Origin of the sequence: Vreelandella massiliensis (genome assembly GCF_900155385.1) — a bacterium.
Taxonomy (GTDB): Bacteria; Pseudomonadota; Gammaproteobacteria; order Pseudomonadales; family Halomonadaceae; genus Vreelandella; species Vreelandella massiliensis.
Window position 1 is genome coordinate 864,117 of record NZ_LT699744.1, and the last position, 16,584, is coordinate 880,700.

14 protein-coding genes and 4 tRNA genes are annotated in these 16,584 nt (G+C 56.8%); 11 read left to right on the forward strand and 7 right to left on the reverse strand.

The genetic code is table 11. The features are described 5' to 3' along the window. Positions 1 to 38 precede the first annotated feature (38 nt). Positions 39 to 1,313, reverse strand: coding sequence for an ATP-binding protein (locus BQ9846_RS03955; RefSeq protein ID WP_075879296.1), 1,275 nt, complete (start codon positions 1,311 to 1,313; stop codon positions 39 to 41). Continuing rightward, entirely contained in the window at positions 1,313 to 1,732 is a 420-nt protein-coding gene (locus BQ9846_RS03960) for a hypothetical protein (RefSeq protein WP_075879297.1), read from the reverse strand. The genes BQ9846_RS03955 and BQ9846_RS03960 overlap by 1 nt, the downstream gene beginning before the upstream one ends. Before the next feature lie 154 nt (positions 1,733 to 1,886). Here BQ9846_RS03960 and pyrC point away from each other — a divergent pair, with 154 nt between their 5' ends. After that, positions 1,887 to 2,927, forward strand: a complete 1,041-nt coding sequence (gene pyrC / locus BQ9846_RS03965) for a dihydroorotase (protein ID WP_075879298.1) — start codon at positions 1,887 to 1,889, stop codon at positions 2,925 to 2,927. A 7-nt stretch (positions 2,928 to 2,934) separates the two neighbouring features. Here the strand turns inward: pyrC and mtnN are convergent, their stop codons facing one another. Together mtnN and folD are read right to left on the reverse strand one after the other, a co-directional pair. Continuing rightward, positions 2,935 to 3,642 carry a 5'-methylthioadenosine/S-adenosylhomocysteine nucleosidase gene (gene mtnN, locus BQ9846_RS03970; protein ID WP_075879299.1) on the reverse strand — a complete coding sequence of 236 codons (708 nt, stop codon included), beginning with the start codon at positions 3,640 to 3,642 and terminating at the stop codon, positions 2,935 to 2,937. Positions 3,643 to 3,713: 71 nt separating this feature from the next. Continuing rightward, positions 3,714 to 4,580 (reverse strand): bifunctional methylenetetrahydrofolate dehydrogenase/methenyltetrahydrofolate cyclohydrolase FolD, encoded by an 867-nt coding sequence (gene folD, locus BQ9846_RS03975; RefSeq protein WP_075879300.1) that lies wholly within the window; start codon positions 4,578 to 4,580, stop codon positions 3,714 to 3,716. Positions 4,581 to 4,768: 188 nt separating this feature from the next. Between folD and BQ9846_RS03980 the strand changes: the two genes are divergently transcribed. From BQ9846_RS03980 to BQ9846_RS03995, 4 genes are all read left to right on the forward strand, one after another. Then, a tRNA-Pro gene (locus BQ9846_RS03980) sits at positions 4,769 to 4,845 on the forward strand. Positions 4,846 to 4,919: 74 nt separating this feature from the next. After that, positions 4,920 to 4,996 (forward strand) — tRNA-Arg (locus BQ9846_RS03985). Between the two features lie 50 nt (positions 4,997 to 5,046). Continuing rightward, a tRNA-His gene (locus tag BQ9846_RS03990) sits at positions 5,047 to 5,121 on the forward strand. Between the two features lie 48 nt (positions 5,122 to 5,169). After that, a tRNA-His gene (locus tag BQ9846_RS03995) sits at positions 5,170 to 5,244 on the forward strand. 183 nt (positions 5,245 to 5,427) lie between these two features. Here BQ9846_RS03995 and BQ9846_RS04000 read toward each other — a convergent pair. Together BQ9846_RS04000 and amt are read right to left on the reverse strand one after the other, a co-directional pair. Next, positions 5,428 to 6,858 carry a sodium/proline symporter gene (locus tag BQ9846_RS04000; protein WP_075879301.1) on the reverse strand — a complete coding sequence of 477 codons (1,431 nt, stop codon included), beginning with the start codon at positions 6,856 to 6,858 and terminating at the stop codon, positions 5,428 to 5,430. Between the two features lie 151 nt (positions 6,859 to 7,009). After that, on the reverse strand, positions 7,010 to 10,393 hold the full coding sequence (amt, locus tag BQ9846_RS04005; protein WP_083651457.1) for an ammonium transporter: 3,384 nt from the start codon (positions 10,391 to 10,393) through the stop codon (positions 7,010 to 7,012). A 330-nt stretch (positions 10,394 to 10,723) separates the two neighbouring features. Between amt and BQ9846_RS04010 the strand changes: the two genes are divergently transcribed. The 4 genes from BQ9846_RS04010 to BQ9846_RS04025 all read left to right on the forward strand — a co-directional run bounded on the left by BQ9846_RS04010 (position 10,724) and on the right by BQ9846_RS04025 (position 14,795). Beyond that, positions 10,724 to 11,968 carry an NAD(P)/FAD-dependent oxidoreductase gene (locus tag BQ9846_RS04010; RefSeq protein WP_075879302.1) on the forward strand — a complete coding sequence of 415 codons (1,245 nt, stop codon included), beginning with the start codon at positions 10,724 to 10,726 and terminating at the stop codon, positions 11,966 to 11,968. 85 nt (positions 11,969 to 12,053) lie between these two features. Further along, complete coding sequence (locus BQ9846_RS04015) at positions 12,054 to 12,275, forward strand: putative motility protein (protein WP_075879303.1); 222 nt, start codon at positions 12,054 to 12,056, stop codon at positions 12,273 to 12,275. Positions 12,276 to 12,399: 124 nt separating this feature from the next. After that, positions 12,400 to 13,989 carry a peptide chain release factor 3 gene (locus BQ9846_RS04020; RefSeq protein ID WP_075879304.1) on the forward strand — a complete coding sequence of 530 codons (1,590 nt, stop codon included), beginning with the start codon at positions 12,400 to 12,402 and terminating at the stop codon, positions 13,987 to 13,989. Between the two features lie 23 nt (positions 13,990 to 14,012). Continuing rightward, on the forward strand, positions 14,013 to 14,795 hold the full coding sequence (locus BQ9846_RS04025; RefSeq protein WP_075879305.1) for a TatD family hydrolase: 783 nt from the start codon (positions 14,013 to 14,015) through the stop codon (positions 14,793 to 14,795). A gap of 9 nt (positions 14,796 to 14,804) precedes the next feature. Here the strand turns inward: BQ9846_RS04025 and ygfZ are convergent, their stop codons facing one another. Further along, positions 14,805 to 15,788: a CAF17-like 4Fe-4S cluster assembly/insertion protein YgfZ gene (gene ygfZ, locus BQ9846_RS04030; RefSeq protein ID WP_075879306.1), complete on the reverse strand. Its 984-nt coding sequence runs from the start codon at positions 15,786 to 15,788 to the stop codon at positions 14,805 to 14,807. Between the two features lie 153 nt (positions 15,789 to 15,941). Here ygfZ and BQ9846_RS04035 point away from each other — a divergent pair, with 153 nt between their 5' ends. Together BQ9846_RS04035 and BQ9846_RS04040 are read left to right on the forward strand one after the other, a co-directional pair. After that, positions 15,942 to 16,142, forward strand: coding sequence for a hypothetical protein (locus BQ9846_RS04035; protein WP_075879307.1), 201 nt, complete (start codon positions 15,942 to 15,944; stop codon positions 16,140 to 16,142). Beyond that, positions 16,142 to 16,555 (forward strand): OsmC family protein, encoded by a 414-nt coding sequence (locus BQ9846_RS04040; RefSeq protein WP_075879308.1) that lies wholly within the window; start codon positions 16,142 to 16,144, stop codon positions 16,553 to 16,555. Before BQ9846_RS04035 ends, BQ9846_RS04040 begins: the two co-directional genes overlap by 1 nt. The last annotated feature ends 29 nt before the right edge of the window (positions 16,556 to 16,584 follow it).

Consider the following 16,584-nt stretch of genomic DNA (forward strand, 5'->3'; position numbering starts at 1 on the left):
GGCGTCCTCGGTGAGTCAGCGTCAGGGTGGGGCGAAATTTATGACGAAGGGGAGTCGCTACGCGGCAGAATAACCTCGGTCAGCGTTCCCCCTTCGGGGTGATTATACAGGCTCACCCCGCCGCCAAAGCGATTGATCGTGGCATGGGTTAAAAAGAGGCCAATCCCCATGCCTTTACTTTTGGTGGATATAAAGGTGTCGCCTAATTGGTCCGCAATGGAGAGCGAGATACCGGGTCCGTGGTCACGAATATCGATGACGACGCTCTCGTTCTGCCAGTCGAGGCGGATGGCTATTTGCTCTGGATTGGCATCCGCGGCGTTGTTAAGCAAGTTGGTCAGTGCTTGGTCGAGGGTGGCATCGACCGCAAGCCACGGACGGCCACGCCGCTGGGCCACTTCCAGCTGATGGCTGACATCCGGGCGCAGCACCAGCCAGCGTTGCACCACCTCCGCCAACCACTGCTCGGCGTCGCGCACTTCGGGTTGTGCCATGCGCCGACGGTCGGCATGGGAGACCAAGTGCTGCAGCCGGGATTTGCAGGTATCCACTTGCTGGCGCAGTAGGGCGATATCCTGGCCTAGCGGCGAGTCCGTATCGACTTCACCCTCCATTTCGTTGAGCAGCACCGCCATGGTGGAAAGCGGCGTACCCAGCTCATGAGCGGTGCCCGCCGCTTGGGTCGCCACCGCGAGTACCTGCTCGTTTCTAAGCGCGGCTTCGCGGGTGCGCGAAAGGGCTTGATCGCGTCGGCGCAGGGCGTGCGCCATCTTGTAGATGAAAAACGTCACAAGCCCTGCGGAAAGGCCAAAATTTAGCCACATGCCCAACACGTGTAGGCTCAAGGGGCCATCGGTATTGATATGACCCAGTTGCGGAATGGCATGGTAGTGAAACATCAGAAAGCTGTAACCCGCCATCGCCATCAAGGCGATGATCCAGGTGTGGCGCCAAGGCAGCGTGGCCGCAGCGATGGTGACAGGAACCAAGTAGTAAGTAACGAAAGGATTGGTCGCGCCACCGGTAAAATAGAACAGTAGCGTAAGGCCCGCGATATCCGCGAGAAGGTGGAGAAGATATTCGCGATGCTTGACCGCCCGCGGTCGTCCCAGGCGCCACCAGGTCATGATATTGAGTGCGCCCATGGCAATCACCACGCTGACGACCGCTAGTACGGGCATATCAAACGCGAGCAGCTCAACGCCGACGATAATGGCAATCAGAAACCCGGTCCAAGTAATGCCGCGAACGATCGTCAGGCGTACCAAGTTGCGGTTAGGTGTGGAGAGCGGCAGTGGCAGTTCGGTAGGCATTAGGCTTTGTTAGCATTTTTAACGCTGTGAATCACAAACTTCACCACCAGCGTCACGACAAAGGTGAGCCAGCCGGCGGAGGCGAGAATATTGACCGCGAACATTTTGGGCGGCAGCCAAGCACCGCCGAACAAGGCTTCGAGCAAAATATAAAAAAACATCGCCAGAAGCAGCGGTAGGGCAAGCAGGTGAATCCACATATCCGTGCGTCGCTTGCGTACGTGGTAGCGGCGAACGAGCAGGCGGAAAGGGCGGTGAACCCAGCTGAAAAACACCACGGTAGCGATCAGTAGTATCGCGCCGAGCGTGGGCTCGGTGCTGCCACGAAACGTCGAGAGGGTGATGGACCATCCCAGCGCAAGCCACATTAGCCCTTCAAGGCTTGCGATCACATCCGCATAGCGCCTCACGTTATGCATAAAGACTCTTTCCTTACGTGCATTGGTGGGGCAATGATACGCCAAATGGTGATAGCTGTGGGGAGTGAAGCAGCGGCGATTTCACCCATGTCGGGATTGGGTATACTGTGCGCTGGATGATTGACTGATTTGCAACAGCCCAATAGGAACCGCCGTGGAAACCATTACCCTGACCCGCCCCGACGATTGGCATCTACACCTGCGCGATGGCGATGCGCTAAACGCTGTGGTTGGGCACAGTGCCGCACAAATGGGGCGCGCCATCATCATGCCCAATTTAACCCCACCGGTGACGACCACGGAAAAAGCGCTGGCCTACCGCGAGCGTATCTTGCAAGCGCTGCCCGAGGGCAGCGCCTTTGAACCGTTGATGACGCTATACTTGACCGATACCACGCCGCCCGAAGAAATTGAGCGCGCGCTTAAAAGTGGTGTTATTAAAGCGGTTAAGCTTTATCCGGCCGGTGCGACGACGAACTCGGACTCAGGCGTTACCGATCTTCGCCACTGCGAGGCAACCATCAAAGCGATGGCCGAGCTGGGTATGCCGCTTTTGGTGCATGGCGAGGTGACCGATAGCGATATTGACATCTTTGACCGGGAAGCGGTTTTTATTGACCGCGTGCTAAAGCCGCTTCTTGAGCGCCATCCCACGCTAAAGCTGGTGTGCGAACACATCACCACTGAGCATGCCGCTGATTTCGTGACCCAGGCACCTGACACCGTGGCGGCGACAATCACCGCTCACCACCTGCTATTTAACCGCAATCAAATGCTGGCGGGCGGCATTCGTCCGCACTACTACTGCCTGCCGATTCTTAAGCGCGAGCGCCATCGCCAAGCGCTGATTAAAGCTGCAACATCGGGCAGTGCCAAGTTTTTCCTGGGGACGGATAGCGCCCCTCACGCCCAAGGTGCGAAAGAGTCGAGCTGTGGCTGCGCGGGGGCGTACACCGCACCCGCCGCCATTGAGCTTTACGCAACCGCGTTCGAACAAGCCGATGCCCTTGAGCGCTTGGAAGCCTTTGCCAGCCTCAATGGTCCACGCTTTTATGGGCTACCCATCAACGCCGATAAAATTACCCTGGCGCGTCAAACGTGGGTGCTGCCCGAGAGCTACCCCTATGCGGAGGGCCAGCGTATTATACCGTTGCAGGCCGGCGAGGCATTGGCTTGGAAAATGGTGAGTTCGTAGGGGCGCGTTAGCCGGTGCCCATCTGGTGCAGCATCTGATCGACCATGCGTGACGAGTGCGCGGCGGCGGTATCTAAAAACTCTTCAAAGGAGAGATGGTTGTCGCCGCTACCGGGAATATCTGAGAGTGCGCGGATCACCACGAACGGGCAACCGAACAGGTGGCAGGTCTGCGCGATGGCGGCCGCTTCCATTTCAACGGCGAGCATGCTGGGAAAGAGCGCTCGCGTACGCTCGACCCGCTCTGGGTCGGCCATAAAGCTGTCACCGGTGGCGATCATGCCTTCTTTAACGTTGACCTCGTTCACTATCTCGATGGCGCGACGCGCCTGTTCACGCAGGCCAGTGTCAGCGGCGAAGGCGGCGGGCATGCCCGGGACTTGACCCATTTCATAACCAAAAGCGGTCACATCGACGTCGTGGTGGCGCACTTCATCAGAGATAATGACATCGCCAATCGCGAGATCCCGTGCAAAGCCGCCCGCTGAGCCTGTGTTGATCACCGCCTCGGGCTGATAACGTTCCAGCAGCACAGCCGTGCCGACGGCGGCGTTTACCTTGCCGATACCCGATTGCAAAATAATGACGTCCAAGCCGTGGCGTTCACCGCGATAAAACGTAAAACCGGCGTGGTCAAAGCGCTCGGCGTTGTTGAGCTGATCGGCGAGAATCGCCACTTCCTGCGCCATGGCGCCAATGATCCCAATTCGCTTCACAAATACGTCTCCGTCGATCCATGTGGCTTAAAGGCCGGGTCTTAAATTCCGATGGTTGTCGGGGCGAGGCGTTAAAACGCGCCGGAAGGGTCGTGTTGTTCAGCCGCTTCTAGGGTATTTTCAAGCAGGGTGGCCACCGTCATGGGTCCCACCCCACCGGGCACAGGGGTAATATAACCGGCGCGTGCGGCGGCGGCGTCAAAGTCCACATCACCCAGCAAGCGGCCATCCTCCTGGCGGTTAATACCGACATCAATGACGATGGCGCCGGGCTTGATCCACTCGCCTTTGACAATCCCAGGTTTGCCCACGGCGACGACGACCAAGTCAGCGCGCTGAACGTGTTCGGCTAAGTTGCGCGTAAAGCGGTGGCACACGGTGGTGGTGCAGCCGGCAAGCATCAGCTCCAGGGCCATGGGCCGACCCACGATGTTGGAGGCACCGATAACCGTGGCATCAAGGCCGCGCACGGGTAGGTGGCTTTTCTCCAGTAGGGTCATAATGCCTTTGGGCGTGCAAGGGCGCAGGGCGGGGATTCGCTGTGCAAGACGGCCCAGGTTATAGGGGTGGAAACCATCCACGTCTTTGCTGGGCAGAATCCGCTCGAGAATCGGGCGCGGGTCCAGGTGCTCGGGTAGCGGTAGCTGGACCAGTATGCCATCCACGGCGGGGTCGGCGTTGAGCTGATCGACCAGCGCTTCAAGTGCTTCTTGCGACGTGGTGGCGGGGAGTTCATGCTGAAAGGAGTGAATGCCGGCTTTCTCACAGGCGCGGTGCTTGTTGTTCACATAGACTTGGGATGCGGGGTCGGCGCCCACCAGTACGACCGCTAACCCCGGTGCTCGGGCGCCGGCATCAAGACGCGCTTTTATGTTAGCCGTTACGGTTTCGCGTACGTCTGCGGCGATGGCTTTACCATCGATGAGTTGGGCGGTCATTAATGCAATCCCCGTCAGTGAAAAAAAGCCTGAATGTAAAAGCGCTTGGCAGCGTAATTTTCGCATGCCAGCGCGGCAAGGCAAAGCGAGATAATGGGATAGCGCATTAGTGGTTGACTTTAAAATTAAAAAACGTAGTATATGCCTCGCTTGAGACGGGCCATGCGGTAGCGTCTAGGTTGTTCATTCGGGATGTAGCGCAGTCTGGTAGCGCGCCTGCTTTGGGAGCAGGATGTCGGGGGTTCGAATCCCTCCATCCCGACCACGCCTAATGTGGAAGGTGGCAATTTGCTTTTCCAAGCGTTGGTTGTGGTTTAGTGCTCTCAAGATTTCGCGAGTGCGCCCATAGCTCAACCGGATAGAGCAACGGCCTTCTAAGCCGTAGGTTGCAGGTTCGAATCCTGCTGGGCGCGCCAGTCGCACCTGTTCAAGTGAATGATAAACAGTGCGTTAAATCGTGTTTATGGTGGATGTAGCTCAGTGGTAGAGCCCCGGATTGTGGCTCCGGTGGTCGTGGGTTCGATCCCCATCATCCACCCCATAAAGCGTTTCATAAGAGTCAGTACTGTTTTATTAGCTAAAGGTTATGGTGGATGTAGCTCAGTGGTAGAGCCCCGGATTGTGGCTCCGGTGGTCGTGGGTTCGATCCCCATCATCCACCCCATCTCCTTTTGCACTCTTGCTGCCCCTCCAATTTTTTCTATTCGCTTTTCCTTCTTCGCTATTCGCTCGTTTCCGTTTATTTATATCCAAGCACTTAAGCCTAAAAGTATTTAAGCCTAAACTGTCGCCTTCCTTGGCGATATTTTGCGTGCCCGGCGTTGGGTGTCATACGGTTGCCGACGCGTTAGCGGCGCCAGCCAAGTAATTGCGGAAGCCGGGTTATCAGATACACCATGAAAGCCGCCGCTAGCCCCGGCAGCAGTTTGAAGATGTCATCGTTTAGCGGCGACGTATGCCACGCTAAAACGGTGCCAAAACCGGTTAGCATCATGGCAACCGCCGTGCCGGTCGAAAAGGGCAGCCCGAAAATACGTAGCAATAGCACGGAGCCCAGACTCGCGGCGAGAGCGGACCAGGCAATCAGCACCAGTCCAAAAACCCCTTCCGGTGCGTAAAGCGCTATCAATAACGCCAGTGTCGCAATGGAAATGGTGGCGACCTTGGAGGCGATGTAGGAATTTTTCCATCGCGGCTGAATATCTTGGGTGACTGAGCCTGAGCAGACAATCACTTGAGAGTCGGCCGTGGACATGGTGGCCGCGAAAAGGCCCGCAAGGGAAATACCTACGAAAAAGGCAGGCAGCATTTCCATGGCCATTAAGGGTAATGCCAATTCGGTGGGTTGAGTCACGCCCTCGGCGATGTCCATGTTGGGCAGGTCGGGCAGAATGGCGCGACTGTAAAGCCCGACTCCCACGGAAGCCGCAAAAAAAGGAACAAACCAAGCGAAATACCAAATTCTCGCGCGTTTGATCGCTTTCACCGACTCAATGGCCATAAATCGAACCATGATCTGCGGCTGGCCCATGGAGCCAAAGCCCCCTGCTGTCATGCCCAGAAAATAAAAAAGAATGCCGAATTCGAGGTTGTCGGGAAACAGCGATACCAGCCCCGGGTCTTGGGTTCGAAGGTTGTCGAACAGTGCGGGCAGACCGCCAATAGTGAGCCAGGACATGATCAGAATCATCGCCATGGAGCCAATCATCACCAGGCTCTGAGCCGCATCGGTCCAGATGGTGGCGCGTATCCCGCCGGCAAACGAATAGATAATGACCACCACCATCGCAATAATAATGCCCACCCACATGTCCCAGCCAAAAAGGGCGTGAAGCGCGAGGCTACCGGCCTTAAATTGGCCGGCGGAGTAGACCCCGAGAAAAATAAACGTGATCAGCCCGCCTAACACAATAAGGGTTCGGTCTTCTTTGTTGTCATGGGTGCCGATCAGGTTGGCTAGGGTCTTGGCTTTGATTTGACCGGATTGCTCCCGAACCCTTGGATGCACGAACAGCCAGGCGGTCAAGTCACCCAGAATCCAGCCAATCGCCATCCAAATGGATTCCAGCCCCACCCGGTAAGAAAAAGCGATCATGCCAATGAACATGAAGCCACTATTGTTGGTGGCCACCGCCGATAGCGCTGCCAGCCAGGGTTTTACCTGCCGGCTGGCGACGAGATAGTCACCGGTAGTGCGGCGCCTGCGGATATAAGAAAAAGCCCCCGCGAGGGTGATCAAGATAAGCAGAATACTGAATGACCATATCGCTGGCTCCATACAGGGTCCTTGCTTGTTTGAGGAAAATTAACGCTTTATGGATGCGTTAGTTTCAACTGTAGCAACCAGAGCGATAACTTTCCTGGCGAAAGGCCATTCATTCACAAGGACCACTGCTTTTTTTGGCGGTGCTCTTTTGAGTGCTCGCCTCTTATCGCGGCATCATTTTAATGCTGGATTTCGCTAGTGCGGTTAGCGGCTGCGGCTCTCCCCATAGATAGCCCTGCGCGTAGTCAATGCCGAGCTGAGCCAATACATTGAGGGTGGCTTCGGTTTCGACGAATTCGGCGATGGTGGCGATATTGAGTGTTTTACCCACCGAGTGAATCGCCTCCACCATGGCGCGATCAATCGGGTCTTGATGAATGTGGCGAATAAAGTGGCCATCTATTTTAAGAAAATCGACCGGTAGCTGTTTTAAATAGCTAAATGAAGAGAGCCCGGTACCAAAATCGTCGAGGGCGAAGCAGCAGCCCAAGGCTTTGAGTTCGATGATCAGCTCGCTAACACGAGAGAGCTGCGCAATGGCGGCGCTTTCGGTCACTTCAAAGCAAAGGGCGCCAGGCGGAAGCTGAGCCTTTGTTACCTGCTCAATCAGCTCTGCGCAAAAAGCCGGGTCCGAAAGCGATGCACCCGAGAGGTTAATCCCCCAGCACGACAGCGCACGGGACGTGTTTTTGCGGCAGTGGTCGCTTAGCCAGGCGAGGGTGTTGTTGACCACCCAGCGGTCAATTTTGGGCATCAAATGGTAGCGCTCGGCCGCCGGCAGGAAGCTGCCGGGCGTGATCATTTGCCCGTTCTCTTCAAGGCGCAACAAAATTTCATGATACCCCGGAGTCGATGCGCTCACCGGGATGATGGGTTGCGCGTAGAGCCGGAAGGTATCTTCATCCAACCCACGCTGTAAGCGCTGGACCCACTGTAGCTCGCCGTGACGCGCCATCAGCGCGTTATCGTCGGCTTCATAGCAGTGGATACGGTTGCGGCCAGCCTCTTTGGCCGCATAGCAGGCGATATCGGCGGCCTGAAGCGCTTGATTGAGCGTCATCGGCGCTTGCGGTTCGATGGCGACAATGCCGATACTGGTGCCGATGCTGAACGTGTGCGACTGCCAGGCAAAACGAAAACTCTCGATCTCTTTGCGTAGCCCTTCGGTAAGCTGGCAGGCCTTGGCGGTCGGGCAATTAGGCAGCAGTAGGGCAAATTCATCGCCACCCAAGCGGGCCACGGTATCGCTTCCGCGCACATGGGATTTCAACTTTTGCGCGACTTGGCGCAAAAGCTCGTCGCCCGCCAGATGCCCGCAGGTATCGTTAATGATTTTGAACTGGTCGAGATCGATATAGCAGAGCGCATGCTCGCCCTCGCTCTGCGTGTCGAGCAGCGTCGCTAACGTGGCTTCAAACGCGCGGCGGTTCACCAACCCCGTTAGCGCATCGTGGCTGGCTTGGTAGGTGAGTTGAGCGGATAAGTCCCGGGTTAGGCTCACATCCTGAAATACCACCACAGCACCTAAGGTTAAGCCTTCCCGAGAGCGGATTGAGGCAGCGCTGTGCTGAATAGGCGTGCGGCCGTCATCACGATGGAGCAGCAAGCAGTGGGCATCGGACTTCAGCGGCTGCCCCTGGTTGAGTACGAGGCGTGCCGGGTTGGCGAGCGGGGCACCGCTTGCTTCATCAACGAGACGATACACGTTTTGTATGGGTTTGCCCTTGGCCTCATCTAAGCGCCAGCCGGTTAAGCGGCGCGCCTCGGCGTTAATGAACGTAATGCAGCCGCTGGCGTCGGTGGTGATAACGCCATCGTTAATCGAGGCCAGCGTGGTACGAGCGAGTTCGCGCTCGCGATTGAGTTGCTCCTGAAGTAGGCGCTGCTCGGTGATGTCTCTGACCATGCCCGAGCGCTCCGACGCTGAGCCGCTGGCCCCTTCGCTGATTTGAATTTCGAGATAGCGCACTTTGTGCGTTTCCGTGCGCAGTTTGAGTTCGCTGCGGCTCCCGGGTCCCAGCGTGATGTCGGGCAGTAGTGCCGTCACGGGTTTACCAACAAATGCCTCGGCCTGTACGTCAAAGAGCTGTTCAGCGCCTGGGTTGAGCGCGGTTAGCGTGCCATCCGCCTGCCAAGTAATGACGCCATCGCGCAAGTTTCTAAGCATCACACGAGTATGCGCCACGGCGCCTTCTAGGGCCGTGCACACGCGGTTATAACTCGCGGCAATCTCACCGACCTCGGTGAAAGGGTCAGCGTCGACACGCTCCCGCGTGTCGCCCTGCTGCTCGTGGCGACGCATCTGCGCCAGAAGCTGGGCTAACTCATTGGCGGCACCGTGTTCGGCGAGGTTGAGGCCCATTTTTTCCGCTTCCCGGCTGACGCGCAGCGGTAAGAAAGAGGACGTGATGCGAAATAGCAGCCACGCCGCGCCAAAGCTCCACACGCCGCATACCACGACGCCCACTACCTGGACCCCAAATTGCGCGCTTCGCGATAAACCTGTATCCAGAGCGGAAAGATCAGCGAACCACACAAACGCCAAGGTTCCCCAGATGCCGGAGACCAAGTGGGCGGGAATGGCGCCCACAGCATCATCGATCTGCTTTTTGAGCAGCCACTCACTGGCTAGCACCATGAGCACGCCGCTTACCGCGCCAAGGAAAAACGCCGCACCCAGAGAAATCACATGCGCGCCCGCGGTTACCGCCACCAGCCCAGCGATTGCGCCATTCAGCGCGTACATGACATCGGCATACCGGCGCACTCGCCAGCCCACCAGCAAGGCCGACAAAATACCCCCAGCGGCGCCTAAGATGGTGTTGACCAAAATACCCGGAATGCGCGCGTCGATACCCAGTGTGCTGCCGCCATTAAAGCCAAACCAACCCAGGATCATGAACAACGCGCCGAGCATGGCAAGGGGAAGGTTGCCGGCGGGAAAGTAGGTGGGCGGCTTATCTTTGTGAAAACGCCCCTGGCGCGCGCCGATATACATAACGGCTGCCAAGGCAACCCAGCCGCCCACGCTATGAACCACCGTGGCGCCCGCGAAATCGACAAACCCCAGGGCTTCTAGCCAGCCAGGCTCGCCGGTGGTAAGGCCGCCCCAAGCCCAGTGGCCAAAAAAAGGATAGATCAGTAAGGCAACCCAAAATGAGAGCCAGAGATAGCCAATGAAAGGCATGCGTTCGGCCACGGCACCCGCGACAATGGTCGCGGCGGTAGCGCAAAACATCGCTTGGAATATAAACAGCGTGAGTAGCCAACTGTCATCAGCCGCTAACGCCCAGCCAAAGTGCGAGGTGCCAAACCAGCCCGAGTGAGAGGCACCAAACATAACGCCAAAACCGACGAGCCAAAAAACGCTAATGGCCACGGCAAAGTCGGCGATGTTTTTCATCGCCACATTGATAGCGTTTTTGCTTCGCGTGGTACCGGCTTCAATGCATAAAAAGCCCGCCTGCATCACAAAGACCAACGCGGCGGCCCATAACACCCACAACGCATCAATGAGTTCGGTATTCATGAGCAGTCTTTCGGGCATGTGAAGCTTCTCCATAAGCGTGCATGGGCTGCACTATTTGAGTGCAAGAAGGGCCGTTTGCTTGACGCCGGTGAGCGATAGCGCTCAACTGAGGCGCAAACAACAAGCAGCGGTTATTATGGGTCATGCAAAAGGGATGCCGTTAAGAGTGGTTGCATCTAAATTGGCTATATTTGCAGTTATATTTGTTTTATTTTTTATAAAATACAGTTCTTTTAGCTGTTTAAAAGCTTAATAATTGGTGCTAATTTCTTTAACTAAACAGGCGAGTGAAAGCCAATCCTCATGCTTGGGTTGGATAAGATAAAGCACACGAACAGGAAGCTTATTATGGCGCGTCGGAGCATCGTTCTAGGGGCAGGCATGGTAGGGGTGAGTATCGCGTGGCATCTGGCCCAACGCGGCCATGAGGTGACGCTGGTCGACCGTCGTGAACCCGGACGGGAAACCTCATTTGGTAATGCTGGCATCATTCAGCGTGAAGCGGTTCGCCCTTATCCCTTTCCCCGAGATATGAAAACGCTGTTGGGCGTGCTGCCCAACCGCCGCGTGGATATTCGCTATCGCCCTGGGGGCATGATCCACGCGGCGTCACCGCTTCTTCGCTACTGGCAGAATTCAGCACCCAAGGCGTATCAGCGCATCGTGCCGGAGTACGCCTCGCTGATTCAGCTCTGTTTAGACACCCATGCGCCAATGATCGAGGCGGCGGGTGCTGAAAACTTGATTAAGAAACAAGGCTTCTTGGAGCTTTTCCGCTCATCATCACGCTTAGATAAGCGGCTTAAAGAAGCTAAAGAAGGGCAAGCACGTTTTGGCGTGGCGTTTCAGCACTTGGACCGTACCGCACTGGCCATTAAAGAGCCCGATATCAGCGATGACATCGTGGGGGCGATTCACTGGCTGGACCCCTGGACGGTGTCCGACCCAGGCGCCCTGGTAGCTTCCTATGCAAAAGCCTTTCAAGCAAGTGGTGGACGTGTGCTGCAGAGCGAGGTAAAGGGCGTATCGCAGCAGGCGGATGACCAATGGGAAGTGCAAACCGAGCATGAGACACGCCAAGCGGATGATGTTGTCATCGCGCTGGGGCCATGGGCGGGGCGTTGGCTTAAACCGCTGGGGTATCACTTCCCTACCTTTGTAAAACGTGGCTACCACATGCACTACGCCAGCCAAGCAAGCGCCCACCTTAATCACTGGGTAATGGATGCCGAGGTGGGTTACTTGTTGGCGCCGATGCAGGCGGGCATTCGTCTGACCACGGGCGCAGAGCTGGACGACTTAGAGGCGCCGGCGCATGTCTCGCAGCTCGCCGCGGCGGAAAAAGCCGCGCGGGGCTTGTTCCCGCTGGGTGAGCGCCGTGACGAGGCGCCGTGGAAGGGCGCGCGACCCTGTCTACCGGACATGAAGCCGGTGATAGGCCCGGCACCGAAGCATAAAGGGTTATGGCTCGCATTTGGGCATGGTCATCAGGGCTTCACCCTTGGGCCCGCCACCGGGCAACTGCTTGCTGATATGATGGATGGTCAGCCCACGGTGATTGATATGGAACCTTTTAAAGCCGACCGCTTCTAATTTTTTCACGTTAGCTTTGCTTTGCGTAATGGGGACTGCTTTGCTAATGTGAGTTATACATTTTTGGTACAGAAAGGAGGCAGTAATGGATGCTTCTGTCAGCAATGCGGTAAGTACTTCTCTCTACATGAACCAAGCGCAAACCGCTCAGCAAGCACAAATGCAAGTGTTTAAAGAGGCGCTTGACGGACAAGAGCAACAAGTGGCTGCCCTAATGGAGTCTGCAACCGCAGGTACAGGCTCGGACCAAGGCTCGAACCTTGCCTCTGAAGGTAATCTGGGTACTCAGGTCAACACCTACGCTTAAGCAATTTGCGTCACAGCAACACCGCAACACGCAAAGCGCCAGCTGATATAGCTGGCGCTTTGCGTTAGAATACGCGGCCATTACGAGAGCTGTTTGTTGTCCTCATTTACCGCCAGAGAGTCTAATGTCCGACGCTAAAGTCGCCCAAGAAGCCGGGCTCAGAAGAACCTTCGCGATCATTTCGCACCCCGACGCCGGTAAAACCACCATCACTGAAAAAATGCTGCTGTTTGGGAACGCTATTCAGTTGGCGGGCTCGGTCAAGAGCAAGCGTAATGATCGTCACGCGACCTCCGATTGGATGAAAATGGAGCAGGAGCGGGGGATCTCGGTCACCACCTCCGTGATGCAGTTCCCTTACGGCGGGCGTATCGTCAACCTGCTGGATACGCCCGGCCATGAGGACTTCTCTGAGGATACTTATCGCACGCTCACGGCGGTGGATTCGGCGTTGATGGTGATCGATGGCGCCAAGGGTGTTGAGGATCGCACCATCAAACTGATGGAAGTGTGTCGCCTGCGCACCACCCCCATTTTGACCTTCATTAACAAAATGGACCGCGATATTCGCGACCCCATCGAGGTGATGGACGAGGTCGAAACGGTACTCAACATTCAGTGTGCGCCCATGACATGGCCGATTGGTATGGGGCGCCACTTCAAGGGCGTTTATCACCTCTACAACGATACCATCCACCTCTATACCCAAGGCCAGGGAAGCCGCATTCCCGATGACAAGCGTATCGAAGGCTTGGATAACCCCGAGGTTGACGAGGTGCTCGGCGAAGAGCAGGCCGAAGAGCTACGCATGGAAGTCGAGCTGGTGCGCGGTGCCTCGCACGAGTTTGAGTTGGAGGCTTACCGTCGAGGTGAGCTAACGCCGGTTTATTTCGGTACCGCGATGGGCAATTTCGGCGTGCGTGAGATGCTCGATGGCTTCGTCGAGTATGCGCCGCCGCCGCAGCCCCGCGAGACCGATGTGCGCGAAGTGACGGCGGATGACGGACGCTTTACCGGCTTTGTGTTTAAGATCCAGGCCAACATGGACCCGAACCACCGTGACCGCATCGCTTTCTTGCGCGTCTGTTCGGGTAAGTACGAAAAGAACATGAAGATGCGCCACGTGCGCATTGGCAAGGATGTCAAAATCGCCGACGCCTTGACCTTCATGGCCTCTGATCGCTCCCAGGTCGAAGAGGCGTGGCCGGGTGATATTATCGGGTTGCACAACCACGGTACCATCCAGATTGGCGATACCTTTACCCAAGGCGAAAACATGCGCTTCACCGGTATCCCGCACTTTGCCCCGGAGCTGTTTAAGCGCGTACGGCTGAAAGATCCGTTGAAGATGAAAGCGTTGCAAAAAGGGCTGCAGCAGCTGTCAGAAGAGGGCGCCACGCAGGTGTTCATGCCGCTGGATAATAACGATCTGATTCTCGGCGCCGTAGGGACACTGCAGTTTGACGTGGTCGCCCACCGGCTTAAAGAGGAGTACAAGGTTGATTGCCTCTATGAAGGCGTGAACGTCAACACGGCGCGCTGGGTCTACTGCGACGACGCGAAGATGCTGGACGAGTTTAAGCGTAAAGCGAGTGCCAACCTGGCCATCGATGGCGGCGGCTACCTGACCTATATCGCGCCGACCCGGGTTAACCTACAAATGACGCAGGAGCGCTGGCCCGATATTCGCTTTAAGCCCACCCGGGAACACTGAATCAGGCAACCGTAGTGCCCGTTATGTTGATTGATGCCCACTGCCATTTAGACTTTTCCGATTTCGACGCCGACCGCGAGGCGGTATTTGCGCGTGCAAAAAACGTCGACGTTGAACACTTCGTCGTTCCGGGTACGATGTCGTCGCGTTGGCAAAACGTGCTGGCGCTGGGAAAGCGCGACGATGTTAGTATTGGCCTGGGGTTACACCCTTACTTCATAGAAGCGCACCGTGAGGCGGATATTGAGGCCCTTGAGCGAGCGCTAGACGAGAACGATGGTGTTATCGCGGTGGGGGAGTGCGGTATCGACGCGCGTTTCGACGATACATGGGATCAACAGTGGCACTTCTTTAATGCCCAGCTGCGTTTGGCAAAAACGCGCAAGCTCCCGGTGATCATTCACTGCGTGCAAGCCAATGACCAAGTCGCTAAGCGTTTGCGCCAGCTCAAGCTGCCTGCCGGTGGTTTGATTCACGCGTTCTCCGGCTCGCCCGAGCAGGCGCAGGCGTTTATTGATCTCGGTTTTGTGGTGGGGCTGGGCGGCGCAGTGACCTACCCGCGCGCCAAGCGCTTGCACCGCGCGGTGCGTTCATTGCCCGATGACGGCTTTGTGCTCGAAACCGATAGCCCGGATATGCCCCTTTGCGGTCAGCAAGGCGAGCGTAATGAGCCTGCCAATGTGGCGAAAGTCTGCCGCCAGGTGGCGAGGCTGCGCGAGCAGTCGGAAGAGGCGATTGCCGCCGCCAGTACCCAAACGGCAGCGCGGCTTTTCTCGCTACCGCTCGACCTTGACGGGGCGCGTTAAAGGGTACCGTTAAGGCTGACTGTGCGCGGGGAGGGTTTGCACGAGCTGTTCGGGGTCCACCCGCTCGATGGTATAGGGCAGTTCGCCAAGCGTCAGGGGATGACCCTCCAGAGTCAGCGTGTTCTCTTCCTCGAGCGCCTTGGTGTTGATCACCGCTAAGAGTTCCGTCTGGCCGTTATCATGGGGGGCGCTGGTTACGACTTCACCCACCGTTTTTTCTGCGGCGTTGCTAATGCTAGCGCCGTGCTCTATCACCGGGCTTCCTTCCACGATACAGCGGGCGAGCCGCTTTTTGACCTGGCCGCGAAAGTGCGCGCGTGCCACCACTTCTTGCCCCGTGTAGCAGCCTTTCTTAAAGCTGATACCGCCTAGCGCCTCCCAGTTGAGCATTTGCGGGAGATACTGCTCTTGCTGGTCCGCCTCAATCCAAGCCAGCCCCCGGTGGATATCGGCGAGCTGCCAGTGATGCGCCTTGGCCTGGGGGTGAAAGCGCTCACTCTCGGCATCGGAGAGAATAAACAGCCAGCGAAAGCCTTCTTCATCACCGGCAGGAGCAGGGTAGCAAAGTGCCGTATTGCCCTGTTCATCGCTTTGCTGCTGCCAAGCGATAGCCGGTAGCGAAAGGTTTAGCGCATCTGCCAGGGTGTGAGCATCTTGCGGCGCGGCGCCAAATAGCGTGATGGCACTGGGGGCACTGAGTTCCGCGCGGTAAAAGGCGGCGAATTTTTTTAAGTGCCCAATCAGCGGCTCGACCAGCGAATTGGAGAGCACTAGGCGAAAGTGATCGTCCTTTAGGCGCAGTAGCTGCGCGTTGGCCAACATGCGGCCTTTGGGGGTGCAAAAGCAGGTTAGCGGGGCAAAATCCCCGTTGGCCAAAGCGACATGCGCACTGGTTTGGCCTTGGAGGAACTTTTCAGCATCTTCACCTTTCACATCCACACACGCTAGGTGCGTAAGGTGAGCCGTTGAGGCTAACGCCAGTGGGGTGGCCATGTTACGCAAACTCCTTGCCACATCGGTGGGCATTTAGTTGAGAATCGATATTGACTCTACCATGTTTGGGCGCCGCGGCTTAATTGCAAGCGCCCTTTGGCGTGCTAGACTCGCGGAGGGTATCGATAGGCCCAAGTAAAAAGGAGAGCGCGGATGGCGCAGCAGCAGTCATTGAGTTTTAAAGGCGTCGAAACGGCCGACCAAGTCAATCAGATTACCACGGCGCTGATGATGGTCGATGGCGTCGAAAGTGCCGAAGTGGGGCGCCATGGTGCCGAAGTCGAAGGGCGGGCTAAACGTGACGCGCTGATCAACGCGGTTAACGCATTAAAATTGAAGGTTAAGGTGTCGTAATGGACAAAAGCATCACCGTGATCAGTGAACGCAACCGCATCTTTCGCCACCGCGTTGAACTCTCGGGCTTTGATGACCTCTATGCGGATGTACCCAAAGCGTACGGGGGCGAAGAGAGCGCGCCGGACCCACACGACTACTTTGACTTGGCCCTTGGCGCTTGCAAAGCGATCACGTCGAAAATGTACGCACAGCGCAAAAAGTGGCCATTGGAAGGCATTACCGCCACGGTAACCCGCGACGACAGCCAAGAGCGCAAAGGGGTGTATAAACTCGACGTGGCGCTTGAATTTCACGGCATTGATGACCCGGAACAGCGCGCTCGGCTTGAAGAGATCAGTGATCGCTGTCCTATCCACCGCCTAATGACAGAGGCCACGGTAGACGTCAGTACGCGCACGATCGTTAAGTGATAGCGCCCTCTATGTAGCCCGTCATTCTG